Annotated in this window: 25 protein-coding genes; 9 read left to right on the forward strand and 16 right to left on the reverse strand. The window is 56.1% G+C overall.

Features of this window, described 5'->3' with window-relative positions; genetic code table 11:
* Positions 1–4: 4 nt before the first annotated feature.
* The 4 genes from ruvC to aspS are packed head-to-tail and all read right to left on the reverse strand — an operon-like array spanning position 5 to position 3,560.
* On the reverse strand, positions 5–529 hold the full coding sequence (ruvC, locus tag EBC_RS14295; protein ID WP_013202527.1) for a crossover junction endodeoxyribonuclease RuvC: 525 nt from the start codon (positions 527–529) through the stop codon (positions 5–7).
* A 40-nt stretch (positions 530–569) separates the two neighbouring features.
* Complete coding sequence (locus EBC_RS14300; protein ID WP_013202528.1) at positions 570–1,313, reverse strand: YebC/PmpR family DNA-binding transcriptional regulator; 744 nt, start codon at positions 1,311–1,313, stop codon at positions 570–572.
* A gap of 22 nt (positions 1,314–1,335) precedes the next feature.
* Positions 1,336–1,770 carry a dihydroneopterin triphosphate diphosphatase gene (nudB, locus tag EBC_RS14305; protein WP_013202529.1) on the reverse strand — a complete coding sequence of 145 codons (435 nt, stop codon included), beginning with the start codon at positions 1,768–1,770 and terminating at the stop codon, positions 1,336–1,338.
* A complete protein-coding gene (aspS, locus tag EBC_RS14310; protein WP_013202530.1) occupies positions 1,770–3,560 on the reverse strand; it encodes an aspartate--tRNA ligase in 1,791 nt (596 codons plus the stop codon). The genes nudB and aspS overlap by 1 nt, the downstream gene beginning before the upstream one ends.
* Before the next feature lie 262 nt (positions 3,561–3,822).
* Between aspS and EBC_RS14315 the strand changes: the two genes are divergently transcribed.
* The 5 genes from EBC_RS14315 (at position 3,823) to cmoB (ending at position 7,653) form a co-directional block, all read left to right on the forward strand.
* The gene (locus EBC_RS14315) at positions 3,823–4,386 is read left to right on the forward strand and encodes a hydrolase (RefSeq protein WP_013202531.1); all 564 of its coding nucleotides are present in this window, start codon (positions 3,823–3,825) and stop codon (positions 4,384–4,386) included.
* Between the two features lie 117 nt (positions 4,387–4,503).
* Complete coding sequence (locus EBC_RS14320) at positions 4,504–5,328, forward strand: DUF72 domain-containing protein (RefSeq protein WP_013202532.1); 825 nt, start codon at positions 4,504–4,506, stop codon at positions 5,326–5,328.
* A 105-nt stretch (positions 5,329–5,433) separates the two neighbouring features.
* Positions 5,434–5,829: an MAPEG family protein gene (locus tag EBC_RS14325; RefSeq protein WP_013202533.1), complete on the forward strand. Its 396-nt coding sequence runs from the start codon at positions 5,434–5,436 to the stop codon at positions 5,827–5,829.
* A 115-nt stretch (positions 5,830–5,944) separates the two neighbouring features.
* Positions 5,945–6,685, forward strand: a complete 741-nt coding sequence (cmoA, locus tag EBC_RS14330) for a carboxy-S-adenosyl-L-methionine synthase CmoA (RefSeq protein ID WP_041692025.1) — start codon at positions 5,945–5,947, stop codon at positions 6,683–6,685.
* Positions 6,685–7,653, forward strand: a complete 969-nt coding sequence (cmoB, locus tag EBC_RS14335) for a tRNA 5-methoxyuridine(34)/uridine 5-oxyacetic acid(34) synthase CmoB (protein WP_013202535.1) — start codon at positions 6,685–6,687, stop codon at positions 7,651–7,653. The genes cmoA and cmoB overlap by 1 nt, the downstream gene beginning before the upstream one ends.
* Before the next feature lie 78 nt (positions 7,654–7,731).
* Here the strand turns inward: cmoB and EBC_RS14340 are convergent, their stop codons facing one another.
* A complete protein-coding gene (locus tag EBC_RS14340) occupies positions 7,732–8,355 on the reverse strand; it encodes a LysE family translocator (RefSeq protein WP_013202536.1) in 624 nt (207 codons plus the stop codon).
* Between the two features lie 204 nt (positions 8,356–8,559).
* Between EBC_RS14340 and EBC_RS14345 the strand changes: the two genes are divergently transcribed.
* Positions 8,560–9,657, forward strand: a complete 1,098-nt coding sequence (locus EBC_RS14345) for a glycerol dehydrogenase (protein ID WP_013202537.1) — start codon at positions 8,560–8,562, stop codon at positions 9,655–9,657.
* Positions 9,658–9,718: 61 nt separating this feature from the next.
* Here EBC_RS14345 and EBC_RS14350 read toward each other — a convergent pair whose 3' ends face one another.
* Positions 9,719–10,552, reverse strand: coding sequence for a hypothetical protein (locus tag EBC_RS14350; protein WP_013202538.1), 834 nt, complete (start codon positions 10,550–10,552; stop codon positions 9,719–9,721).
* 156 nt (positions 10,553–10,708) lie between these two features.
* Positions 10,709–11,464: a copper homeostasis protein CutC gene (cutC, locus tag EBC_RS14355; RefSeq protein WP_013202539.1), complete on the reverse strand. Its 756-nt coding sequence runs from the start codon at positions 11,462–11,464 to the stop codon at positions 10,709–10,711.
* A gap of 100 nt (positions 11,465–11,564) precedes the next feature.
* On the opposite strand from cutC, the gene EBC_RS14360 reads away from it, so the two are divergent.
* Positions 11,565–12,725, forward strand: a complete 1,161-nt coding sequence (locus EBC_RS14360; RefSeq protein WP_013202540.1) for a MalY/PatB family protein — start codon at positions 11,565–11,567, stop codon at positions 12,723–12,725.
* On the opposite strand, the gene EBC_RS14365 is transcribed toward EBC_RS14360, so the two are convergent.
* A complete protein-coding gene (locus tag EBC_RS14365) occupies positions 12,720–13,286 on the reverse strand; it encodes a VOC family protein (protein WP_013202541.1) in 567 nt (188 codons plus the stop codon). The genes EBC_RS14360 and EBC_RS14365 overlap by 6 nt on opposite strands.
* 304 nt (positions 13,287–13,590) lie before the next feature.
* On the opposite strand from EBC_RS14365, the gene EBC_RS25975 reads away from it, so the two are divergent.
* Both EBC_RS25975 and argS read left to right on the forward strand, forming a co-directional pair.
* Complete coding sequence (locus tag EBC_RS25975) at positions 13,591–13,728, forward strand: hypothetical protein (RefSeq protein ID WP_013202542.1); 138 nt, start codon at positions 13,591–13,593, stop codon at positions 13,726–13,728.
* Positions 13,729–13,941: 213 nt separating this feature from the next.
* Complete coding sequence (gene argS / locus EBC_RS14370) at positions 13,942–15,672, forward strand: arginine--tRNA ligase (protein ID WP_013202543.1); 1,731 nt, start codon at positions 13,942–13,944, stop codon at positions 15,670–15,672.
* 69 nt (positions 15,673–15,741) lie between these two features.
* On the opposite strand, the gene flhE is transcribed toward argS, so the two are convergent.
* From flhE to EBC_RS14410, 8 genes are all read right to left on the reverse strand, one after another.
* Positions 15,742–16,131, reverse strand: coding sequence for a flagellar protein FlhE (gene flhE / locus EBC_RS14375; protein WP_013202544.1), 390 nt, complete (start codon positions 16,129–16,131; stop codon positions 15,742–15,744).
* Positions 16,131–18,209, reverse strand: coding sequence for a flagellar biosynthesis protein FlhA (gene flhA, locus EBC_RS14380; RefSeq protein ID WP_013202545.1), 2,079 nt, complete (start codon positions 18,207–18,209; stop codon positions 16,131–16,133). The genes flhE and flhA overlap by 1 nt, the downstream gene beginning before the upstream one ends.
* The gene (flhB, locus tag EBC_RS14385) at positions 18,209–19,354 is read right to left on the reverse strand and encodes a flagellar biosynthesis protein FlhB (protein WP_013202546.1); all 1,146 of its coding nucleotides are present in this window, start codon (positions 19,352–19,354) and stop codon (positions 18,209–18,211) included. The genes flhA and flhB overlap by 1 nt, the downstream gene beginning before the upstream one ends.
* Before the next feature lie 150 nt (positions 19,355–19,504).
* Positions 19,505–20,149, reverse strand: a complete 645-nt coding sequence (gene cheZ / locus EBC_RS14390; protein WP_013202547.1) for a protein phosphatase CheZ — start codon at positions 20,147–20,149, stop codon at positions 19,505–19,507.
* Positions 20,150–20,158: 9 nt separating this feature from the next.
* A complete protein-coding gene (gene cheY / locus EBC_RS14395) occupies positions 20,159–20,548 on the reverse strand; it encodes a chemotaxis response regulator CheY (protein WP_013202548.1) in 390 nt (129 codons plus the stop codon).
* A 42-nt stretch (positions 20,549–20,590) separates the two neighbouring features.
* Positions 20,591–21,640 carry a protein-glutamate methylesterase/protein-glutamine glutaminase gene (locus EBC_RS14400; RefSeq protein WP_013202549.1) on the reverse strand — a complete coding sequence of 350 codons (1,050 nt, stop codon included), beginning with the start codon at positions 21,638–21,640 and terminating at the stop codon, positions 20,591–20,593.
* Complete coding sequence (gene cheR / locus EBC_RS14405; RefSeq protein ID WP_013202550.1) at positions 21,640–22,512, reverse strand: protein-glutamate O-methyltransferase CheR; 873 nt, start codon at positions 22,510–22,512, stop codon at positions 21,640–21,642. Before cheR ends, EBC_RS14400 begins: the two co-directional genes overlap by 1 nt.
* Positions 22,513–22,556: 44 nt before the next feature.
* On the reverse strand, positions 22,557–24,143 hold the full coding sequence (locus EBC_RS14410) for a methyl-accepting chemotaxis protein (protein WP_013202551.1): 1,587 nt from the start codon (positions 24,141–24,143) through the stop codon (positions 22,557–22,559).
* Positions 24,144–24,174: the final 31 nt, after the last annotated feature.

Here is a 24,174-nt window from a genome sequence, read left to right on the forward strand (position 1 = left end):
CTTATCAGGAACGGAGACGACCCCGTGCTAGGCTTAGCGGCCCTTCACCCAGTCGATTGACGTTCTGGCTCACGTGGCAGTGAGTGATCGCAATCGCCAGCGCATCGGCGGCATCCGCCTGAGGATTCGCCGAGAGCTTGAGCAAGGTGCGCACCATATGCTGCACCTGGCTTTTCTCTGCGCTACCGGTGCCGACCACGGTTTGCTTCACCTGACGTGCCGCGTATTCAAAAACCGGCAAATCATGATTCACCGCGGCCACAATCGCCGCGCCGCGCGCCTGCCCCAGCTTTAGTGCCGAGTCGGCATTTTTAGCCATAAAAACCTGCTCAATGGCAAAAAATTCCGGCTGAAACTGGGTAATGATCTCGCTAACGCCCGCGTAAATCAGCTTCAGACGTGAAGGCAGATCGACCACGTTGGTGCGGATACAGCCGCTGCCAAGGTAGGTCAGCTGGCGGCCAACCTGACGAATAACGCCGTAACCGGTGATGCGTGAACCTGGGTCAATACCAAGAATGATCGTCATCACGCACCTCCGGTCAGCGGGCTGTGCAGACACAACCCGATCAAAGGGTTGCCGCCACCTCGTCGGAGATCTCACCGTTATGGTAGACTTCCTGCACATCATCGCAGTCTTCCAGCATATCGATCAGACGCAGCAGTTTTGGTGCCGTCTCTTCATCCATATCCGCTTTGGTAGACGGGATCATGGTCACTTCAGCCGATTCCGCCTTCAGGCCCGCGGCTTCCAGCGTATCCTTCACCTGACCGACGGTTTCCCAGGCGGTGAACACATCAATGGTGCCATCGTCATAGGTCACGATGTCATCCGCGCCCGCTTCCAGTGCCGCATCCATCACGTCATCTTCTGCCAGACCCGGTGCGAAGGTGATGACGCCTTTGCGGGTGAACAGGTAAGCAACAGAACCGTCGGTTCCCAAGTTGCCACCGGTTTTGCTGAAGGCATGACGCACTTCAGACACGGTACGGTTGCGGTTATCACTCAGGCATTCAACCATCACGGCAGTGCCGCCCGGGCCGTAACCTTCATAGATGATGGTTTCCATGTTGCTGTCATCATCGCCACCCACGCCACGTGCAATCGCACGGTTCATGGTGTCACGCGTCATGTTGTTCGACAGCGCTTTGTCCATTGCGGCACGCAAACGTGGGTTGGAGCCGGCATCGCCGCCACCCAGTTTTGCTGCAGTCACCAGCTCACGGATAATCTTGGTAAAGATCTTACCGCGTTTGGAATCCTGCGCCGCTTTACGGTGCTTGGTGTTAGCCCATTTACTGTGGCCTGCCATAAATTCAATTCTCCAGAAAAGACTAAATAACAAATTCTTCAATTGCCTGGCGATTACTCCAGGACTTGGTGAGCACGGCGGCCTCTGCAGGCGGAAGCCACTGTAGGGCGAGATGTTCGCTGAGCGACACCTCCCACTCTTCCGGCAACGCCAGGCTGAACCAGTGCTCACTGTTGTGCGTCACGTCCGGCGCATAGCGATGGCGGAAATGGGCGAAGATCTCGAATTGTATCTGACGCTGGCAGTCGACGACTGTGAGCTGCCTGGCGTTGACGTCAATTCCCAGTTCTTCTTTCACTTCCCGCATCGCGGTTTCTGCCAGCGTTTCGCCTGGCTCCTGGCTGCCGGTTACCGACTGCCAGAAGCCGGGATCGTCCCGACGCTGGAGCATCAGCACCCGGCCGGTATCGCGGGCGTAAATCACCACCAGTACCGACACGGGATGCTTAAACGCCATTACTCGTTCTCTGACGGCTGCTGAGTCTGGTACTTCTTCATCACTTCAATACCCAGCTCGGACAGTGAAGCCGGATTGGCGAAGTTAGGCGCTTCCGTCATCAGACAGGCGGCGGCAGTGGTTTTCGGGAACGCGATCACATCACGGATGTTATCGGTGCCGGTCAACAGCATCACCAGACGGTCCAGACCGAACGCCAGGCCAGCGTGTGGCGGCGTACCGTACTTCAGCGCGTCCAGCAGGAAGCCAAACTTCTCGCGCTGTTCCTGCTCGGTAATGCCGAGGATGCCAAACACGGTCTGCTGCATCTGCGTGTTGTGGATACGGACCGAACCGCCACCCACTTCATAACCGTTGATCACCATATCGTACGCATTGGCGATGGCGGTTTCCGGGATGGACTTCAGTTCTTCCGGCGTCATATCTTTCGGCGCGGTGAACGGATGGTGCATGGCGCTCAGGCCGCCTTCGCCGTCTTCTTCAAACATGGGGAAGTCGACAACCCACAGCGGTGCCCAGGCATTGCCGGTGGTGATATCCAGGTCACGACCCAGCTTCAGGCGCAGCGCACCTAACGCATCGGCCACCACCTTGGCGGAATCCGCGCCGAAGAAGATGCTGTCGCCATCGGCGGCATTGGTGCGGGCCAGAATCGCTTCAACGATATCAGCGGTGAGGAATTTAGCCACCGGGCTGGTGACGCCTTCCAGACCTTTCGCACGCTCGTTGACTTTCATCCACGCCAAGCCTTTCGCCCCGTAGATTTTCACGAAGTCAGTGTACTCATCGATCTGCTTACGGGTCAGCTTTTCGCCGCCCGGCACGCGCAATGCGGCAACACGGCTTTTGGCATCGTTCGCCGGTCCGGAGAAGACGTTAAACTCAACGTCTTTCAGCAGGTCAGCAACGTCCACCAGCTCCATTGGGTTACGCAGGTCTGGCTTATCGGAACCGTAGCGACGCATCGCTTCTGCGAAGGTCATCATTGGGAAGTTGCCCAAATCCACACCCTTCACGTCCTGCCACAGCTCGCGCACCAGCTGCTCCATGATTTCACGCACCTGAGGCGCGGTCATAAAGGAGGTTTCGACGTCGATCTGGGTAAATTCAGGCTGACGGTCCGCACGCAAGTCTTCGTCACGGAAGCACTTAACGATCTGATAGTAGCGATCGAAGCCGGACATCATCAGCAGCTGTTTGAACAGCTGAGGAGACTGTGGCAGCGCATAGAATTTGCCTTTATGCACGCGGCTCGGCACCAGATAGTCACGCGCGCCTTCCGGCGTGGCTTTGGTCAGCATTGGCGTTTCGATGTCGAGGAAGCCGTTGTCATCCATAAAGCGACGGACAAAGCTGCTGATTTTGGCACGGGTCTTCAGGCGCTGCGCCATATCCGGACGACGCAGGTCCAGGTAGCGGTATTTCAGGCGCGCTTCTTCGGTGTTGGCGTGGTTTGAATCCAGCGGCAACGGCTCGGAGCGGTTGATGATGGTCAGATCGGTGGCGAAAATTTCGACTTCACCGGTGGCCATATCGCTGTTTTTATTTTTGTCGTCACGGGCACGGACGGTGCCCGTAAGCTGAATGCAAAATTCGTTACGCAGTTCAGAGGCCAGCTTGAAGGCTTCCTGACGGTCCGGATCGAAAAAGACCTGCACGATGCCTTCACGGTCACGCATATCAATGAAGATCAGGCTACCCAGGTCGCGGCGGCGATTGACCCAACCGCAGAGTGTCACTTGTTGGCCTACGTGAGACAGGTTGATCTGTCCGCAATAATCAGTACGCATAACGATATCCTTTAAACTTCGCCGCATCGCCGCAACATAAAGTCTGCTGCCGCGAAAAAAGGCGGCCATTATAATGGAAAAAGCCCGGCACGATAAGAGCCGTGAGCGCATCAGGCGCGTCGTTTCGCGGCAAATTTGTTCACAATCTGCCGGCTACTCACAAAAGCTAACAAATTTCACCCTTTCCGAACATTGTTGTTGTCGCGTATAAAATCAGATTGCTTGTATTCTCAATGATTTCCCCCCTTTCACCGGAGAAACTATGTTGGAATTAAATGCTGCAAAAACGGCACTGGTACTGATCGATTTGCAGGAAGGTATTCTGCCTTTCGCTGGCGGCCCACACGCAGCGTCTGATGTGGTTGCCCGTTCAGCGGTGCTGGCTGAAAAGTTCCGTGCCGCCATCTCACCCGTCATTCTGGTGCGTGTTGGTTGGGCAAAAGACTTTGGCGATGCGCCAAAGCAACCGGTCGATGCCAGCCACAGCGGCGGACTGCCGGAGAACTGGTGGGTGTATCCGGCAGCGCTGGGCAAGAAAGACAGCGATATCGAAGTGACCAAGCATCAGTGGGGCGCGTTCTACGGTACCGATCTGGAGCTGCAACTGCGTCGTCGTGGTATCGACACCATCGTGCTGGGCGGCATCTCCACCAATATCGGGGTGGAATCCACCGCGCGTAACGCGTGGGAGCTGGGCTTCAACCTGATTGTTGCAGAAGACATCTGCAGCGCCGGCAGCACCGAAGAACACGAAGGTAGCTTCAAAAATATCTTCCCGCGCCTGGGTCGCGTTCGTCAGTCCGCCGAGATCATCTCCGCACTGTAACCCCGTCAGCCCGGCGCTCGCTGATGCGATTGCCGGGTTGGTTCTCCGGCACTTCGCCTTGCACTCCCTCCTTTCGCTCGCTACATTTCAGGCCAGACCGTCAATCAGGGACAGCCGATGAAGCCTTTTTACCTTGGATTGCCACAATGGCAGCATCCTCAGTGGAAAAAACTGGGTATGACCACCCTTACCGACTACGCACAGCACTTTAACTGCGTTGAGGGCAATACCACGCTTTATGCCCTGCCCCGACCTGAAATCGTGCAGCGCTGGCAGGCTATGACCCACGATGAGTTTCGCTTTTGCTTTAAATTCCCGGCGACCATCAGCCACCAGGCTGCCCTGAAGAACTGCGGCGATTTAACGGCCGAGTTTTTTGCTCTGATGGAACCGCTGGCTGCCCGCCTCGGCCAGTACTGGCTTCAGCTTCCGGCCGCGTTCAGCCCCGCCGATTTGCCCACGCTGTGGGCCTTTCTCGATGGCTTGCCGGACAGCTTCAGTTATGGCGTCGAAGTGCGTCATGCGGATTTTTTTGCCAAAGGCGAGGCTGAGCGCGAGCTTAATCGCGGTTTACATCAGCGAGGCGTTAACCGGGTGATCCTCGATACCCGTGGCGTACACTCCGCAAAACCCAGCAATGCCGCGATTATTGACGCGCAGCGCAAAAAGCCTCAGCTGCCGGTGCATGCGGTGATGACCGCAGATCGGCCGATGGTGCGGTTTATCGGCGGTGACGATGCGGACGCCAATCTCAAATGGTTCCAGTCCTGGCTCAGCAAGTTGCCGCAGTGGCAGGAACAGGGCCAACCCTGGCTGTTTATCCACACGCCGGATATCGCGTTTGCACCGGAACTGGTTTTGCATCTGTGGAGTGCGCTACAGCAAGCAATACCCGCCGTTGGCGATCCGCCCAACTGGCCGCAACAGGACCAGTTATTCTGAGCTAATTCGTAAGATAATTCTTTAACTGTAGGGGTAACGCACTGACAGTCCGGGTTTTCACGGCTATGATGACGCCTTAAAATATTTGTGCCTTTGGGAGTCGGGATGGTCAGCGCCCTGTATGTCGTGCTAGGAGCACTTTTCATTATCAAGTTTTCGCTTGATGTGGTTCGTCTTCGACGCCTGTACCGTGTTTCTCACGGTGACGGCGGTTTTTATGAACTTCAGACCGCCATTCGTATTCACGGCAACGCGGTAGAATATATTCCGCTGGCGGCACTGCTGCTGGTGTTGATGGAGATGAACGGCGCCGATATCTGGATGCTGCATCTGGTGGGCTTATTTTTCTTCCTTGGCCGTCTGCTGCATGCCTACGGTATGCGTACCAGCACCATTTTGTGGCGTAAAAACGGCATGATCATCACCCTGCTTTCGCTGCTGGGAATGATTATCCTGAATCTGATCTACCTGCCGTGGGACCTGGTTCTGACCCTGCATTAATCTCTCTGCCGCAATTTTTTCACCTTCCTGCCCGGCAACCGTGGCAGAAAGGGTGCAGCCCGCGCCGCTTTCTGCCAAAATAGCGCCTTTCCGTTTTTCTCCCGGACTGACCACTATGCCTAACCGCGATACGTTGTTCTCCGCGCCAATTGCCAAACTGGGTGACTGGACGTTTGACGAGCGCGTTGCAGAAGTTTTCCCTGATATGATCCAGCGCTCGGTGCCGGGTTATTCAAATATTATTTCGATGATCGGCATGCTGGCCGAGCGTTTTGTGCAGCCCCACACCCAGGTTTACGATCTGGGCTGTTCGCTGGGGGCGGCCACGCTTTCCGTGCGCCGCAACATCAAAGCCGAAGGCTGCAAAATCATCTCGGTGGATAACTCGCCGGCGATGGTTGAGCGTTGCCGTCGTCATATTGATGCCTTCCGTGCGGACACGCCGGTAGACGTGATTGAAGCCGATATTCGTGACATCAACATTGAGAATGCCTCGATGGTGGTATTGAATTTCACGCTGCAATTTCTGGAACCCGACGAGCGCCAGCAGCTGCTGAATACCGTCTGGAAAGGGCTTCGTCCCGGCGGCGCATTGGTGTTGTCCGAGAAGTTCAGCTTTGCGGATGCGGATGTCGGTGAGCTGTTGTTCAACATGCACCACGATTTCAAGCGGGCCAATGGCTACAGCGAGCTGGAAATCAGCCAGAAGCGCAGCATGCTGGAAAACGTGATGCTGACGGACAGCGTGGAAACGCACAAAGCGCGCCTGCGCACCGCAGGGTTTGAACACGCTGAGTTATGGTTCCAGTGTTTTAATTTTGGCTCGTTGATAGCGCTTAAAGCAGGTTCGGTCTGATGGATTTCGGTAATTTTTACCAGTTAATAGCAAAACACCCGCTTCTCTCTCACTGGTTAGAAACCCTGCCCGCGCAGATTGCCAACTGGCAGCGCGAGCAGTTGCATGGCCATTTCAAGAACTGGGATCGTGCCGTTGAGTACCTTCCGGCTCTGCAACCGGAGACGCTGGATTTACTGCACAGCGTCACCGCCGATGCCAGCCATCTGACCGATCGTCAGCGCGGCGGTATTGAGAAGCTGTTAAGAAATCTGATGCCGTGGCGCAAAGGGCCGTATTCGTTATACGGCGTGCACATTGATACCGAATGGCGTTCAGACTGGAAGTGGGACCGCGTGTTGCCGCATATTTCGCCGATGGCGGGCAGAACGGTGCTGGATGTCGGTTGCGGCAGCGGCTATCACATGTGGCGGATGCTGGGTGCGGGTGCCAGACTGGTGGTCGGCATCGATCCGATGCAGCTGTTCCTGTGCCAGTTTGAAGCAGTGCGCAAGCTGTTGGGCGACGATCAGCGCGCCCATTTGTTGCCGCTGGGGATTGAGCAACTTCCGGAGCTGAAAGCCTTTGATACCGTGTTTTCGATGGGGGTGCTCTATCACCGCCGTTCGCCGCTCGATCACCTCTACCAGTTAAAAAATCAGCTGGTCAGCGGTGGCGAACTGGTGCTGGAAACGCTGGTGATTGAAGGTGGCGACCAGGAAGTGCTGGTGCCGGGCGAGCGCTATGCGCAGATGCGTAACATCTATTTCCTGCCTACCACCGGTGCCTTAAAAAACTGGCTGGAGAAGTGTGGCTTTGAAGACGTGCGGATTGCGGACTATTCGGTCACCAGCACCGACGAACAGCGCCGCACCGACTGGATGACCAGCGAATCACTGGCCGAGTTCCTTGACCCCAACGATGCGACGAAAACCATTGAGGGTTATCCGGCACCGCTGCGCGCGGTTCTGGTGGCGCGCAAGCCTTAACCACCGTCACGCTCAACGGTCTCAGCAGAGGTCAACACCGCAGCGGTGTTGACCTCTGCGCCTTACTTCGCAGCACCGTTACCGCCGCGACATCGCCAGCTTCGCGGCAAAGCCAAGAAACACGCAGCCGGTCAGACGATCCATCATCTTCATCACCGCCGGGCGACGCAGCTTTTCGGCAAAATAGTGCGTCGAGGCAATCAGCACGGCGTTCCACAATGTGCCAACCATCACATGGATAAACGCCAGGCCGATACTCCACAGCGCGACGGAACCCCCCGCGGGAATAAACTGCGGCAGGAAAGAGACGTAAAACACCCCCACCTTCGGATTCAGCATATTCCCCAGAAATCCACGCATATAGACGGCACCATAGCCGCTCTGCTTTTTGCTGACGGCCACATCAGTATGAAAATGGGAACGCGGCTTCAGCAGTAACCCTACGCCTAACCACAGCAAATAGGCGGCACCCACCAGCTTAAGAATGTTGTAAGCCATCTCAGAGGCCAGCAGCAGCGCCCCTAATCCCAGGCCCACCGCGGCGCCCCACGCCATACAGCCGGTATTGATCCCCATACTGGTGATGACGGCTTTTTTCCAGCCGTTGGCGGCAGACGTGCGCAGGATCAGCGCGGTATCGAATCCGGGTGTCAGCGTCAGAATGATGATGGCGAACAGAAAGGTCAGCAGTGAAGCGGTCATGGCAGGGTCCTTAACAGGAAATTCATATTCTAGCGACATCCTCACCACAATCAATCCTTTCGTGGGCGGAAATCAATCACCTGGCGCAACAAATGAGAATGTGAATTTTTTACGTTATGCCGTTTTTTAACAAACCCTGTCACCCCTTAGGGTTCACACTGGCGCAGTCAGACATCTGTTTCATTTCACTGAAAGGAGTCCCACATGAGTAAATTCGTTTTCTCTTCACCGCGGAAATATGTCCAGGGTGCGGGTGTGTTAGCCCAGCTAGGCGAGTACGTCGCAGAGCTTGGCAATAACGCCTTTGTGGTTGCCGATGAGATTGTCTGGGGGCTGATTGGTAAAGAAGCACAGGCTTCCCTTAACGAACACAATATTGAGTTTCACTATCAGCAGTTTAACGGCGAAGCGTCCAGCAACGAAATCAGCCGGCTGGCGGCACTGGCTAAACAAGGCGGTGCAAGCCTGGTGATTGGTCTGGGCGGCGGCAAAACGCTGGATACCGTCAAAGCCGTGGCCGATGAACTGAAACAGCCGGTGGTGATTGTCCCGACCATCGCCTCAACCGATGCGCCTTGTAGCGCCCTTTCGGTGATCTATTCCGATACCGGCGTATTCGAAAGCTATCGCTTCTACAGCAAAAACCCAGACCTGGTGCTGGTCGATACGCAGGTGTGCGCCCGTGCGCCGGTTCGCCTGTTTGCTTCCGGCATCGCCGACGGCCTGGCCACCTTTGTGGAAGCGCAGGCGGTGAAACGCTCTCACAGCAAATCGATGGTGGGTGGCGATCCGACCATTGCCGGTATGGCGATTGCGGAAGCCTGTGAAAAAACGCTGCTGACCTACGGTTACAGCGCCTATCAGGCGGTGGAGAAAAAAGTGGTAACGCCTGCGGTGGAAGCGGTGGTCGAAGCCAATACCCTGCTGTCAGGACTGGGCTTTGAAAACGCCGGTCTGGCCGGCGCGCACGCGATCCATAATGGCTTCACCGCCATCGACGGCGATATTCATCACCTGACGCACGGCGAGAAAGTGGCCTACGGCACGCTGACGCAGATGGTGCTGGAGCAGCGTCCGGATGAAGAGATCGCGCGCTATATCCGCTTCTACCGCTCAATTAACATGCCAACCACGCTGAAAGAGTTGCATCTGGAGAAGGAGAGCTGGGAAAACCTGGTGAAAGTCGGCGCGCTGGCCAACAGCGAAGGCGATACGCTGAAAAACCTCAACACGAATCTGAGTGCGGAAGATATTGCCAGTGCCATTCTGGCGGTGGATGCTTTTAGCCTGACGGTGAAATAATCGCGTCACCTCACCCTGTAACAAGGCGGCGGGATCCTCACGCCGCCTTTTTTATTACTTGTTACTTCTCCCAGTATTCAAACCGGTAGGCGGCGCTGATATGGCGGTTAATTTCGCCCTGCGGAAACACTTCCTTCTCATGGGCGTAGCTTAAGGTACAGTTCCCCCGATCGTCCCACAGCTGACACTCATCAACCGAGGTCAAATCGCTGTTGGCGGAATGGGTCAGCGTCAGCAAACGCTGCTCGCGATCCTGCTTATCATACGACCAGCTCATTTTGCTGTTGCCGGAGCTGGAGTTGACTAACTGGTTCTTATTGTTCCACTGATAGCGAAACACACCGTTAGCCTGCTCGTCGGAGCCTCTGGCCACGCTTTTGATCAACCGCAGACGGGAATCAAAGCTGTTGGTGGTTTCGGTGAAGCCCTTCTCGCCCTTCAGTAAAAAGGCATCGGTTGAACTGGTGATAGTACCCTTGTTGCCGATCAGATAGTTTACGGTGCCCTGTTTGCGATTCACTTCCACCGGCTGGCCGTCTTTGATCATGAACACCGACATGTCATACACCGACTGCCAGCCGCTGTTAACCCGGGCGATATTCTGCACCATCCGCAGCATCATGTTGCCTTCGCTCTTGTCATAGCTGATGTCCGCCCTGAGCAACGCGCCACAGCGATCGAACTGGCCCAGAATGCGTTTCTGCTGATTGACGTCCTTACCAAACTCGCCAACCACCACCTGCTTGATCGGCCCTTTGGCGGTGCCACCCAGCAGCACCAGGCTGTTGCTGTCATTGATCTGCTTCGCCTGCGCAGGACAGCTCTCTGCGGCATACGCGGCCGAGACGCCTGCCCACAACATAAAACACCCTGCGCCCAGCATGATGATTTTCATGAACAATCTCGTCAAAGAGGAAAGGAATAGCCTAAGTGTAAGGGGAATTTCTGCCTTGCGGGCAGTTTGGGGTGAAAAAAAGCCCCACCAAAACGATGGGGCTTGGTACTTGCAAACATCACGTCGTTTAGTGGCGTGCTGCGCGGCAAAATCGGGTCAGGCAACTCGCACCGGGGGACTGAGCGACAGCGCGACTTTCATCGCTTCGACCATATCACTGTCCACACAGGTGCGACTGAATTCATCGGTTTCTGTCACAGAACTCATAGAGACACCGGCTTTACGGTAGCGCATCGGCGAGGCCACTCTCTGGCTGGCCGAGCTGTGTATTTCGCTCAGACCTGCATCAATGAACTTCTGCAAATTGCCGAGGCGGACGCCCGCCCCAGCCATAATGATTGGACCGCGCGTCATTCGGTTAAGTTCCTTGAGCAGCGATAATCCGCTTTCGGCACTCTGTTGCTGTCCTGAGGTAAGGATGCGCGCCACGCCAAGGTCGGTCAGTTGCTGCAGGGCCATCAGCGGGCTGTGGCACAGATCGAAGGCCCGATGGAAGGTGACCGCCATGCCATCGCACAGCGCCATAATCTGTTTCATCCTTGGCAGGTCAATGTGGCCATCAACATCCAGCACGCCGACCACCACGCCCGGAAAGCCCAGTTCGCGGATCAGCGCGACGTCTGATTTTATCTCATTAAATTCGTTGGCTGAGAAGCAAAAATCGCCGCCGCGTGGGCGAACAATGGGGTGGACGGGCAGCGTCAGCTTTTCACGCGCCAGTTTAAGGCTGCCGGCGGACGGGGTTAACCCACCCTCGGCCGGTGCAGCACATAATTCAACCCGATCGGCTCCGGCTTGTTCAGCAGTCAAAGCACAATCGACTCCATAGCAGCATACTTCCAGTTTTAGCATCCCATCCTCCTGTTAATGACTGCTGGCTGGTTGTGAAAATCTTTGCAGGTGTTTAGTCTGACTCAATAACTTCGATTTAATATTAACGGGAATCACTAACATGGCATCCAATTTTAATGAACGGATCGATCGCCGTCACAGCGATAGTCTCAAATGGCAAAAATATGGTGATCAGGATATCCTCCCGCTGTGGGTTGCCGACACCGACTTCCGTTCCCCGCAGTGTATTATTGATGCCCTGACGCAGCGCGTTGAGCACGGCGTTTTTGGTTACGGCAATCCGCCCTCCGAACTGATTGACGTGATTATTGCCCGCATGGCTGAAAGGTATCAGTGGGCGATAAAACATGAATGGTTGGTGTTCCTGCCCGGCGTGGTCACCGGCTTAAATCTTGCGGTGCGTGCATTTACTGAAGCGCATCAGGGCACCATCGCCCCTACCCCGATCTATCCGCCGTTCCGTTCAGCCGCCTCCAATGCCAGCCGTAGCCAACTCAATGCCCAGCTTCGTCTGGAAGAGGAACGTTGGGTGATGGACCTGGCGGCGTTAGAGCCACAAATGACTGGCAATGAGAAGCTGCTGATGCTGTGTAACCCGCAAAATCCGGGCGGCACGGTGTATCGTCGCGAGGAGTTGCTGGAGCAGTGGCGGTTTGCCCAGCGCCACGATCTGATTGTCTGTTCAGATGAAATCCATTGCGACCTGCTGCTGGAGCCCGGCGTGCAGCATATTCCTTTTGCCTCGCTGAATGAGGATGCCGAACGGCGCTCTGTCACGCTGATTTCCCCGTCCAAGACCTTCAATATTGCCGGATTGGGTGCTTCAGTGGCGATCATTCCGGACAGGGAGTTGCGCAAGCGTTTCACCCGACAACGTCAGGGACTGGTGCCGGGCGTGGATATTCTTTCGTATGTTGCCGCGACGGCGGCCTGGCGTGACGGACAGCCGTGGCTGGATGAGCAGCTGGCCTATCTGCGGGAGACGCGGGACCTGCTGACGCAGCGCGTCAATGCCATACCCGGCCTGTCGATGGTGGCACCGGAAGCCACCTACCTGGCGTGGATTGATGCCAGTCAGCTGAAGGCCGCCAGTCCGGCGCTGTTTTTTGAACGTCACGGACTGGGCTTTTCACCAGGCCGTGACTTTGGCGACGACGGTTACGTGCGCCTGAACTTCGGCTGCCCGCGCGACTTTATCCACGAAGCCCTCCGACGCATGGAAAATGCCGTGCGCACCCTGCCGCGTCTTAACCTGTCATAACTCGCTTTCGACCACCTCTTTCAGGCTCCAGGGATGGAACTTGATGGTGACCGAACCGTCACTGATTGCCAGCGTGGGATTGGGAAGACGTTCCCCTTCGCCCTTTGGCGCACTGCTTTTGATGGAAATTCCTTGCTGAATCAGCCCTGCATCAGAGCACAGCGCCAACGCGCGCGACCCCAGTTCGTCAGGATCACCCCGCAACACCACTTCGATATGCTCCCATCCTTCATGGCGATACAGGCGATTTCCTGGCCACGGTAGTTCAATAACGCTTATCTTCCAGGGTCCAACCGACAGCGGCGACTCCAGTTCAAAAAGGGCCACAGGACGTCCGTTGATTTCTTTTTCCGAAAACAGCACGCCATGCTGCATAAAGCCAGATTTCCAGCGCGCTGCGGTGGTGTTCTGGTTACAACGCACGGCAATGTGGTCAACCTCAAGCTGCGCCAAATCCAGTTCTAATCGATCCGCTAATTGGTAAAGAGAGTGTAAAAAACGGGGTAAATCATTAGACAAATCGTTTAATTCTTCTGCATTTTTACCCGAAAACAGCGCCATTCGGCCTCCTTACTGTAGTTTACTTAATCATTGGTTTGCGACGCCGTCTCATTACCGGACCAGCCAATGTTATGAATAGTGCATTTTTATGGATTAATGTACCTATTAATAACGATATTTAACGCAAATACTCAGTTTTAGCTGGTTCAGGACCAGCGTATTATTTAGAAAATGTCTTTTAACTTTCTGTTTTAGTTTAGTTAAATTTATACAATGCGACTATTCCTAAATCCCTGTCGGGACGTTGTAGGGTATTGTGGATTCTTATAGATTTGTTCCCACCCTCACACAAGGAAAAAGCATAATGCTTATGTATATTTTAGTTGCAGTGCTGATTGCGATGATGGGGTTTGCATTGGCCCGCCATTGGAAGGTACGTAACGATAAAAGCACCGTTGCCAGCCCGCATCGCCCTCACCGCGTAGCCCGTCGCCGTTCCTGAATACTTTGGCGGGAAACAGTCACCGCACTGTTTCCCGCCGCCCTCACGTCATCTTCCGATGATCAGGTTCCTGGATAACTCCGCCTGAAATGCAGTATACTTTTCCCCTTCTTTTTTGACGGTGCCAGTGTACAACAGATCGCTCTGTGGCCTGGCGTCGTTCAGCATGATGGCTTGCCCCGACGCAGGCTTTTTAGCATATAAGGTAACCCGGTGAATATTCAGGCTCTTCTCTCAGAAAAAGTCAGTCAGGCGATGATCGCAGCAGGGGCTCCGGCCGACTGCGAACCGCAGGTAAGACAATCAGCCAAAGTGCAGTTTGGTGACTACCAGGCGAACGGCATCATGGCAGTGGCCAAGAAGCTGGGTATGGCGCCCCGACAACTGGCGGAAGAAGTCCTTAAGCATCTCGATTTGACCGGCATTGCCAGCAAAGTAGAAATTGCCGGTCCCGGCTTTATCAACCTGTTCCTCGACAAGCAGTGGCTGTCCGCGCAGGTGGATGCAGTTACCGCCGCGCCGCGCCTCGGTGTTGCGCCGGTGGCACCCCAAACCGTGGTGATTGACTACTCCGCGCCAAACGTGGCGAAAGAGATGCACGTCGGTCACGTCCGCTCCACCATCATCGGTGACGCGGCGGTGCGTACGCTGGAATTCCTCGGCCACAACGTGATCCGCGCAAACCACGTCGGTGACTGGGGCACCCAGTTCGGCATGCTGATCGCCTTCCTGGAGAAACAGCAGAACGAGCATCACGAAGAGCACGCGCTGGCGGATCTGGAAGTGTTCTACCGCGAAGCGAAGCGCACCTATGATGAAGATCCGGCCTTCGCCGAGCGCGCGCGTGGCTATGTGGTTAAGCTGCAGGGTGGCGACGAATATTGCCGCACCATGTGGAAGAAGCTGGTCGATATCACCATGGCGCAGAACCAGATCATTTATGACCGCATGAACGTGACGCTGAGCCGCAAAGACGTGATGGGTGAAAGCCTGTACAACGATATGCTGCCGGGCATCGTCGCCGATCTGACGGCCAAAGGTCTGGCGGTGCAAAGTGAAGGCGCCACCGTGGTGTTCCTTGACGAGTACAAGAACAAAGATGGCGACCCGATGGGTGTGATCATCAAGAAAAAGGATGGCGGCTACCTCTATACCACCACCGATATCGCCTGTGCGAAATACCGTTATGAAACCCTCAAGGCGGACCGCGTGCTGTATTACATCGATTGCCGTCAGCATCAGCACCTGATGCAGGCGTGGACCATCGTGCGTAAAGCCGGTTACGTGCCTGAGTCGGTGCCGTTAGAACACCATGCCTTTGGCATGATGCTGGGCAAAGACGGTAAGCCGTTCAAAACTCGCGCGGGCGGCACCATCAAGCTGTCCGACCTGCTGGACGAAGCGGTCGAGCGTGCCACTAAGCTGGTTGGCGAGAAGAACCCGGACATGCCTGCCGACGAGCTGAAGGCGCTGGCGAACAGCGTCGGTATCGGCGCGATCAAGTATGCCGACCTGTCCAAAAGCCGTACCACCGATTACATCTTCGACTGGGACAACATGCTGGCCTTCGAGGGCAACACCGCGCCGTATATGCAGTATGCCTATACCCGTGTGCTGTCGGTATTCCGTAAGGCGGGGATTGATGAGACTGGCGTCACCGGCAACGCGCAAATCGTTGAAGATCGTGAAGCGGCGCTGGCGGTGCGTTTGCTGCAGTTCGAAGAAACCATCACCCAGGTTGCCCGTGACGGTACGCCACACGTGATGTGTGCGTATCTGTACGATCTGGCCGGCCTGTTCTCTGGCTTCTACGAGCACTGCCCGATTCTGACCGCCGACGATGAAGCCACCAAACAGAGCCGCCTGAAGCTGGCGCTGTTAACGGCGAAAACCCTGAAACAGGGTCTGGATACGCTGGGTATCGATACGGTAGAAAGAATGTAACCGCCGACGCGGCAATAAAAAAGGGGACGATGCGTAATCGTCCCCTTTTTTGATCCTGCCGTTCAGCAATCAGTGGTAGTTGACCATCACCTGATTGCTGATCACCCGCAGATCCTTGTTTAGTCGCCCTTTCCCCTGCACGCCGTAGACAAAATGCAGGCTCTGGTTAGCGGCAAGATTGCTCAGGCCGCGGGTTGCGCCACTGGCACCGTCGAGCGCCACACAGCGGGTTTCGGCACACAGGTGCACCATCATGCCTGAAGGCACCGGGCCGTTAACCACATAGCGCCAGGCCACTTCGGTGATCGAACCGTCCACCGCTTCGGAAGCGGTCAGCGCCGGAGATGCCGCCTGCATCCCGCGATTTTGCAGGCCAGGCCCGATCGAGCTGGCCTGCCAGGCACCGCCGGCGGCCAGGACAACGCCCGGAAAACAGAGCAGCAGTAATAGCATTTTCATCAGTGGCCTCCAATGGTCGACGTCATGCGGATATTACGGTTATCGCTCAATTCCAGATTCGAGATCACCATCAGCTGCGGCATATTGCGGCGCAGGAAGCGGGCCAGCAATGCACGCAGCGGATGGTTAACCAGCAGCACCGGCGGTGCGCCTAATGATTCCTGATGATCCAGCGCGCCCTGCGCCTGCGCCATCAGACGATCCGCCAGGCCCGGCTCGAGTCCGCCACCGCCCTGCAGCGCCTGCAGCAACAGACGTTCAAGGGTGGTATCCAGCCCAATCACCTGCACTTCACCGGTACCCGGGAACCACTGCTGGGTAATGGCGCGGCCCAGTGCAACGCGAACCACCGACGTCAGCTCATGCGGATCGGTTTGTACCGCAGCATGCTCCGCCAGCGTCTCGATAATGGTGCGCATATCACGGATTGAAACGCGCTCGGCCAGCAGGTTTTGCAGCACCTTATGCAGCGTGGTCAGGGAAATCACCCCTGGGATCAAATCTTCGGTCAGCTTTGGCATCTCCTGGGTCACGCGATCCAGCAGCTGCTGCGATTCCTGACGGCCAAACAGCTCGCTGGCGTACTGACCAATCAGGTGGTTAAGGTGTGTTGCCACCACGGTACTGGCTTCCACCACGGTAAAGCCCTGGATTTGCGCCTGCTCTTTCAGCGCACTGTCAATCCAGGTGGCTGCCAGACCAAACGCCGGATCGACGGTCGGTTCGCCCGGCAGCGTGCCGGCGGCGGTGCCAGGGTTAATCGCCATCCAGCGGCCAGGATAGGCATCGCCACTGCCAATTTCGACGCCTTTCATCAGGATACGGTAGCGCGCAGGCGGCAGATCCATGTTGTCACGGATATGCACCACCGGCGGCAGGAAGCCCATCTCCTGAGCGAATTTTTTACGGATACTGCGGATACGGCCCAGCAGCTCACCATCCTGCTGATGGTCGACCATCGGGATCAGACGGTAACCGACTTCCATGCCCAGCGAATCTTCCAGCTGCACATCGCCCCAGGAGGCTTCGGTATTGGAAGAGGCTTCAACCTGTTTGGTTGGCGCCGGGGCTGCCGCCTTCGGTTTGGTCTCTTTACCGCGCAGATACCAGGCGAGACCCAGCAAGGCGGCGGTGAACAGCAGGAACACCAGGTTTGGCATGCCCGGCACCAGGCCTAACAGGCCCAGAACGCCGGCACTCAGCATCATGACGCGCGGGTTTTTGAACAGCTGGGTGACCATCTGCTCGCCAACATCCTGATCGGTGCCGACGCGGGTGACGATCACACCTGCTGCGGTTGAGATCACCAACGCCGGGATCTGTGCAACCAGTCCATCACCGATGGTCAGCAGCGTGTAGCTTTCCGCCGCGTGCCCCACGTCCATCCCGTGCTGGATAACGCCGACTAACAGTCCGCCGACCACGTTAATCACCATGATCATGATACCGGCGATGGCATCACCACGAACGAACTTACTCGCACCGTCCATTGAACCGTAGAAGTCGGCTTCCTGGGTCACATCAGAACGGCGTTTTTTCGCTTCTTCTTCGCCAATCAGGCCGGCGTTAAGGTCGGCGTCGATGGCCATCTGTTTGCCGGGCATGCCGTCAAGCACGAAACGCGCGCCCACTTCGGCGATACGGCCCGCACCCTTGGTGATAACCATAAAGTTGATGATCACCAGGATGATAAACACCACGATACCGATGGCGAAGTTACCGCCCACCAGGAAGTGACCGAAGGCTTCAACCACCTGTCCAGCCGCACCAGCTCCGGTGTGGCCTTCCATCAAAATGATACGGGTTGAGGCAACGTTCAGCGCCAGGCGCAGTAACGTTGAGAACAGCAAAATGGTAGGGAAAGCGGCGAACTCCAGCGTTTTCTGGGTGAACATCGCCACCAGAAGCACCATGATCGACAGCGCAATATTAAAGGTGAACAGCAGATCCAGAATGAAGGGCGGCAGCGGCAGCACCATCATCGACAGGATCATCAGAATCAATACCGGCCCGGCCATCACCTGCCATTGGGTATCTTTAAAATTCGGTAACCGTAATATTGCGGCCAGATTCGCCATTAGTCTTCATCTCTTATGACAATATCCAGTCCTTCCGGGACGGTTAAATTGTCAGGTTTTTTCGGGGCCAGGCCACCCTCCAGCTTCCAGCGACGGAGTTGCCAAACCCAGGCCAACACTTCTGCGACGGCGGCATATAACGTTCCCGGAATATGCTGACCAATCTCACTGTGTCGGTATAAGGCACGCGCCAGCGGCGGTGCTTCTAAAATCGGAATGCGGTGTTCTTTGCCCAACTCACGGATGCGCAGGGCAATCTCGCCGGCCCCTTTCGCCACCACTTTCGGCGCGCTCATCTTGCGTTCGTCGTACTGTAAGGCCACGGAATAGTGCGTCGGGTTGGTGACGATCACGTCGGCCTTTGGCACATCCGCCATCATGCGTCGGCGGGCGGCGGCGCGCATCTGCTGACGAATGCGGCCCTTCACGTGCGGGTCACCTTCCTGCTGCTTGTACTCATCGCGGATATCCTGGCGCGTCATGCGCAGGCCCTTGAAATAACTGTACAGCTGCCAGAACACGTCAAACATCACCATCGGCGACAGTCCAAACACCACCAGCACGCTACACATCGCAATCATATTTAACGAATTGGCTAAGGCGTTATATGGTGATTCGCTGATCAGTCGCAGCATATCGGGCCAGTGATGACGGATATACAGCCAGGTGACGCAGCCGACCAGAATCGCCTTCAGCACCGACTTCAACAGCTCTGCAGCCGTCTGGCCGGAGAACAGTTTGCCGATGCCCTTAATCGGGTTCATCTTGCCAACATCAAACTTAATGGCTTTACCGCTGATGACCACGCCGCCCAGCAGCATCGGTGCGGCAATCGCCACCAGCACTAAACCGGCCATCATCGGGATCAGCGTGAAGATCCCCTGCTGCACCAGGTTGCCCAGTAAATGCAGCATCTGGCTGGTGTCGCTGACCACGGAATGGTTGAATTTGAGCCCATCGGCCAGCAGCGCGCCGATTTTTCGTGCCATTGTCGCCCCGGTGATCCACAAAATACTCAGTCCCGCCACCAACATCAGCACGGAGGTCAGCTCGCGCGAACGCGGAATTTGCCCTTCTTCTCGTGCTTTTTCTATTCGGTGGGGGGTTGCGGATTCGGTCTTTTCCTCTTCGCTGTCTCCGGCCACGGCAGCTTACCTTCAGTACGGAATTTCAGGTGCCAGCATGCCAAATTGGCGCAGGGATAATGCCGCGAGTAAACGCGTAAAATGGGGGTTATTTGCGGGATGGTAAAAATAGCAGGAGCTGGCGGGCGCCAGCTCCTGTCACAGACAAGCTTAAAACCCGAGGCTGTCCAGTAAATCGTCCACCTGATCCTGATTCGCTACCACGCCAGGCGCGGTACCGTTAATCTGCGGACCATTGAGCAAGCTGTCCACATCCTTCTTCGGACGGGAAGCCTGTTCTGGCATGTTATCCAGCAGCACCATTAACAGCTGGCGCTCGATTTCCTGGATAACGTCCATCATGCGCTTGATCACCTGACCGGTCAGGTCCTGGAAATCCTGTGCCATCATGATTTCCATCAACTGTGCGTTGGTGAAAGAGGTGTGTTCAGGCACAGACTGCAGATAGCCACGGGTATCCGAAACCAGAGAGCGGGCATCCGCCAGTTCGATAGGATTTTCAAACCATTCATCCCAACGGCCTTTCAGCGCCTTCGCTCCATCTTCCATCAGCGTCTGACGTGGCTGTGAAGCTTCCACGCAGTTCAACGCGCGTTCTGCCGCCTGAGCGGTCATTTGCACTACGTAATCCAGGCGGTCGCGGGCATCCGGAATTGCTTCCGCCGCTTCAGCAATAGCTTGATCCAGTCCCAATTCACGCAGGCTGTCGCGCAACATCCGCGTCAGCGAACCAATTCGGGAGATAATGTCGTTGGCAGAAGCCGCATCAACATTTGGTGTCGGAAGTGTGCTCATCTCGGCTCCTTACATACCCAGCTTTTCGAAGATTTTGCCTAACTTCTCTTCAAGGGTCGCTGCTGTAAAAGGTTTAACGACGTAGCCGCTGGCACCAGCCTGAGCAGCCGCAATAATGTTCTCTTTTTTGGCTTCCGCCGTGACCATCAACACCGGTAACTTGGCCATAGCCGCATCGGCACGGATGGTCTTCAGCAGTTCCAGACCGTCCATGTTGGGCATGTTCCAGTCAGACACCACGAAATCAAATCCACCGGCACGCAGCTTGTGCAGCGCATCCACACCATCTTCAGCTTCTTCAACGTTGTTGAAGCCGAGTTCTTTTAACAGGTTACGGACGATACGACGCATCGTGTTGAAGTCGTCGACCACCAGAAACCGCATATTTTTATCAACCATACCCACTCCCGTTTTTTTGTAGCCCGCTGGACGGGCGCTGCGTTAAATACGTAATGCCTGTCCGGCGCTAATTTTGGCCAGCATGTGCTGACTGATTTGGTGAAGATCCACCACTTCACTGGCTCCCCCGAGGGCGATTGCCTCTCTTGGCATGCCAAATACCACACAACTTGCTTCGTTCTGGGCGATGGTCCAGGCACCTGCCTTGTTCATCGCCAGCAATCCGGCGGCACCGTCGTTACCCATACCGGTCAGGATCACCCCGACGGCGTTACGACCGGCATACTGCGCCACCGACTTAAATAAGACGTCGACCGACGGTTTATGACGATTGACCGGCGGTCCTTCGTTCAGTTTGACCTGATAGTTCGCCCCGCTGCGCACCAGCTCAAGGTGCATGGCACCCGGCGCGATGTACGCGTGGCCTGGCAGAATACGCTCACCATCTTCCGCTTCTTTCACCGTGATCTGACAGAGCTTGTTCAGGCGCTCGGCAAATGAACGGGTGAAGCCGGGTGGCATATGCTGAGTAATCAACAGTGCCGGGCTGGTCGCCGGTAACGGCTGCAGCACATGGCGAATCGCTTCGGTTCCGCCGGTTGAAGCGCCAATGGCGATCAGCTTTTCACTGCTCAGCAACGGCCCCGCTTTCAGCATCACCGGCGCAGGCTGCGCGCCGCGCGCATGCAGTTTTGCTCGGGAGGCCGCGCGGACCTTATCGGCAATCATCTGGCTGTAGGCCAGCATCCCTTCACGGATCCCCAGCGACGGCTTGGTAACGAAGTCCACGGCACCCAGCTCCAGCGCACGCAGCGTCACTTCCGATCCCTTCCCGGTCAGCGACGACACCATCACCACCGGCATCGGCCGCAGGCGCATCAGCTTTTCCAGAAAATCCAGTCCGTCCATGCGTGGCATTTCCACATCCAGCGTCAGCACGTCCGGGTTAAATTCTTTGATCATGTCCCTTGCCACTAAAGGATCCGGTGCCGAGGCGACCATCTCCATATCTGCATGGCTGTTAATGATTTCTGTCATCAGCTGTCGCATCAATGCAGAGTCATCAACACATAACACTCTGATTTTTCCCATTATCTTTCCTTAGTCAGTCCGTAGACTGTCTGGCCGCGCAGATAGAACTCTTTACTGATCTGGCTAAAGTTCTCGGAGTGACCGGCGAACAGGATCCCGCCGGGTTTCAACATCGAGACAAAACGCCGTAAGATCTTTTCCTGTGTTTCTTTATCGAAATAGATCATCACATTACGGCAAAAAATGGCGTCGAACGGGCCCGGTAGCGCCCAGTCGCTGCCCAGCAGATTCAGCTGAGCAAAATTAATGGTGTTGGCCAGCTCGGGGCGGACTCTTACCATCCCGGAATGCGGGCCGGTGCCCCGGAAGAAGAAACGTTGCAGCTGCTGTGGAGACAGCGTGCGTAACTCTTCCTGGCGATACACACCGCTCAGCGCCTTCTCCAGCACCTGCGTATCAATGTCGCTGGCATGGACCTGGAATTTCCCCGGCCCTGCGCCCAGCGTTTCCGCCAGCGTCATGGCGATGGAGTACGGCTCTTCACCCGTTGAGGCCGCCGCACACCAGACGTTAAAACTGCCCGCCCGGCGTTTGGCGTGATCGGCCAGAATCGGGAAGTGGTGCGCCTCACGGAAAAATGCCGTCAGGTTAGTGGTCAGCGAGTTAATAAACGCCTGCCACTCCGGGCTGTTGGAATCACTCTCCAGCAGCGCAAGGTAACGACCAAAATCGTCGATACCCAACATCCGCAACCGCCGGACCAGCCGGTTGTAAACCATCTCCCGCTTGTGATCGGCGAGAACGATGCCAGCACGCTGGTAGATCAACTGACTGATACGCTTAAAGTGCGTATCCGATAACGGCAGGCGCTGAACCATCTGGGACAGCAGCGTGGCGTTCTCCTGCGGGGCTAACAACGTCGATTTTTTCATGTAGGGCTACCCTGCAACGTACTGATTAAGGGGGTAAAACACAGCTATATTCCCTGTATGCCGTCCGGATAACCTGGCTGGCCTTCTGCGTCCAGTGTAAATCTGGTCACCGTGCCCGTCAGATGGTCAGCTTGAGCTTCAAGGGCTTCTGTGGCTGCTGCCGCTTCCTCTACCAGCGCGGCGTTCTGTTGTGTTACCTGATCCATCTGGCTGACTGCCTGTGCAACCTGCTCAATGCCGCGACGCTGTTCATCAGAGGCTGAAGCTATTTCGCCCATGATGTCGTTGACGCGCGTCACCGACTGCACAATCTCGTCCATGGTTTCGCCCGCTGAAGCCACCAGCACCGCGCCCTGATCGACGCGATCCACCGACGCTTCAATCAGCGCTTTAATCTCTTTTGCCGCCTGCGCGCTACGTTGCGCCAGGTTGCGAACTTCGCCGGCGACCACCGCAAAGCCTCTGCCCTGCTCGCCAGCGCGTGCCGCTTCCACCGCGGCATTCAGCGCCAGGATGTTGGTCTGGAACGCGATGCCGTCAATCACCCCGGTGATATCGCCAATTTTCTTCGAGCTGCTGGCAATCTCACTCATGGTGGTGACCACTTTGCCGGTCAACTGGCCGCCTTTATGGGCGGTGGTTGAGGCCTCTTTTGCCAGCTGAGAAGCCTGGCGGGCATTTTCGGCATTGCCGGTCACGGTGGCGGTCAGCTGCTCCATACTGGCGGCGGTTTCGGCCAGTGACGCAGCCTGCTGCTCGGTACGGGCAGACAAATCGTTGTTGCCGGACGCAATCTCACGGATGCCGGTGTGCATGGCGTGCGTGCCATCACGTACGCTGCTGACCGTCTCTGCCAAGGATTTCTGCATGGCGTTGAGGCTGATAAACAGCTGGCTGAGCTCATTACGCCCTTCCGTTTCGATGGTGCCGCCCAGGTTGCCCGAGGCGATACGTTCAAAGTGGCCACGCATTCTGGACAGTGGCGCGATAACCGCACGGCGCACCCACCAGATACCGCTGAAGGTCACTAACAGGCAGAGCACCACCGCCACGATAAAGATAATTTTCGACTGGGCATAAAAGCCTTTCCCGGCCTGGTTAGCGTGTTCGCGCAGCAGATCAATGTGCTTCATCCACTGGTTGTACTGAACCTGAAATTTGTCCTGCTTGCCCTGCGTCGGCGAGTCGAGGAAGTCCTGTAACTGGTAATTCTGTAAATAGGCAATCAGCTGAGAAAGTTCGTGGGCATAAACGTCATAGGCCTCATTCATCGACTTTTTCAGCGCGCCACCTGCCGGTGTGGTTTCCGGGATAGCGTTGAAGCGCTTAAAAGCATTATCGGCAGCATTCAGATCTTCCTGAGCCTTTGCCATCAAACTTGTTACCTGGTCACGCGGTAAACTCAGTGCGGCACGCGTTCCGGCGCGGCTCAGGGTGACGCGAGCGCTCAGTAAGGCCGCCCAGGTTTCGCCCAGCGCTTCACGCTGATTACTGCTGACTTCGACGTCCTGCAAGTTGCGGGCATCAAGGCGGAAAGAATTAAAAGACAAACCGTTACCGACAATCTGCATCACGCAGAACAACCCCAACAGCAGGAAAATTGCGGTAGAAATACGTATACGACTCACCATCAAAGCCTCCAGGTTTTGCCGCCCAAGATGA

This window comes from Erwinia billingiae Eb661 (assembly GCF_000196615.1).
Classification (GTDB): domain Bacteria; phylum Pseudomonadota; class Gammaproteobacteria; order Enterobacterales; family Enterobacteriaceae; genus Erwinia; species Erwinia billingiae.

Coding starts and splice junctions, on each gene's coding strand:
- ruvC (WP_013202527.1), bottom strand. CDS start 529: ATGACGATCATTCTTGGTATTGACCCAGGTTCACGCATCACCGGTTAC.
- EBC_RS14300 (WP_013202528.1), bottom strand. CDS start 1,313: ATGGCAGGCCACAGTAAATGGGCTAACACCAAGCACCGTAAAGCGGCG.
- nudB (WP_013202529.1), bottom strand. CDS start 1,770: ATGGCGTTTAAGCATCCCGTGTCGGTACTGGTGGTGATTTACGCCCGC.
- aspS (WP_013202530.1), bottom strand. CDS start 3,560: ATGCGTACTGATTATTGCGGACAGATCAACCTGTCTCACGTAGGCCAA.
- EBC_RS14315 (WP_013202531.1), top strand. CDS start 3,823: ATGTTGGAATTAAATGCTGCAAAAACGGCACTGGTACTGATCGATTTG.
- EBC_RS14320 (WP_013202532.1), top strand. CDS start 4,504: ATGAAGCCTTTTTACCTTGGATTGCCACAATGGCAGCATCCTCAGTGG.
- EBC_RS14325 (WP_013202533.1), top strand. CDS start 5,434: ATGGTCAGCGCCCTGTATGTCGTGCTAGGAGCACTTTTCATTATCAAG.
- cmoA (WP_041692025.1), top strand. CDS start 5,945: ATGCCTAACCGCGATACGTTGTTCTCCGCGCCAATTGCCAAACTGGGT.
- cmoB (WP_013202535.1), top strand. CDS start 6,685: ATGGATTTCGGTAATTTTTACCAGTTAATAGCAAAACACCCGCTTCTC.
- EBC_RS14340 (WP_013202536.1), bottom strand. CDS start 8,355: ATGACCGCTTCACTGCTGACCTTTCTGTTCGCCATCATCATTCTGACG.
- EBC_RS14345 (WP_013202537.1), top strand. CDS start 8,560: ATGAGTAAATTCGTTTTCTCTTCACCGCGGAAATATGTCCAGGGTGCG.
- EBC_RS14350 (WP_013202538.1), bottom strand. CDS start 10,552: ATGAAAATCATCATGCTGGGCGCAGGGTGTTTTATGTTGTGGGCAGGC.
- cutC (WP_013202539.1), bottom strand. CDS start 11,464: ATGCTAAAACTGGAAGTATGCTGCTATGGAGTCGATTGTGCTTTGACT.
- EBC_RS14360 (WP_013202540.1), top strand. CDS start 11,565: ATGGCATCCAATTTTAATGAACGGATCGATCGCCGTCACAGCGATAGT.
- EBC_RS14365 (WP_013202541.1), bottom strand. CDS start 13,286: ATGGCGCTGTTTTCGGGTAAAAATGCAGAAGAATTAAACGATTTGTCT.
- EBC_RS25975 (WP_013202542.1), top strand. CDS start 13,591: ATGCTTATGTATATTTTAGTTGCAGTGCTGATTGCGATGATGGGGTTT.
- flhE (WP_013202544.1), bottom strand. CDS start 16,131: ATGAAAATGCTATTACTGCTGCTCTGTTTTCCGGGCGTTGTCCTGGCC.
- flhA (WP_013202545.1), bottom strand. CDS start 18,209: ATGGCGAATCTGGCCGCAATATTACGGTTACCGAATTTTAAAGATACC.
- cheZ (WP_013202547.1), bottom strand. CDS start 20,149: ATGAGCACACTTCCGACACCAAATGTTGATGCGGCTTCTGCCAACGAC.
- cheY (WP_013202548.1), bottom strand. CDS start 20,548: ATGGTTGATAAAAATATGCGGTTTCTGGTGGTCGACGACTTCAACACG.
- EBC_RS14400 (WP_013202549.1), bottom strand. CDS start 21,640: ATGGGAAAAATCAGAGTGTTATGTGTTGATGACTCTGCATTGATGCGA.
- cheR (WP_013202550.1), bottom strand. CDS start 22,512: ATGAAAAAATCGACGTTGTTAGCCCCGCAGGAGAACGCCACGCTGCTG.
- EBC_RS14410 (WP_013202551.1), bottom strand. CDS start 24,143: ATGGTGAGTCGTATACGTATTTCTACCGCAATTTTCCTGCTGTTGGGG.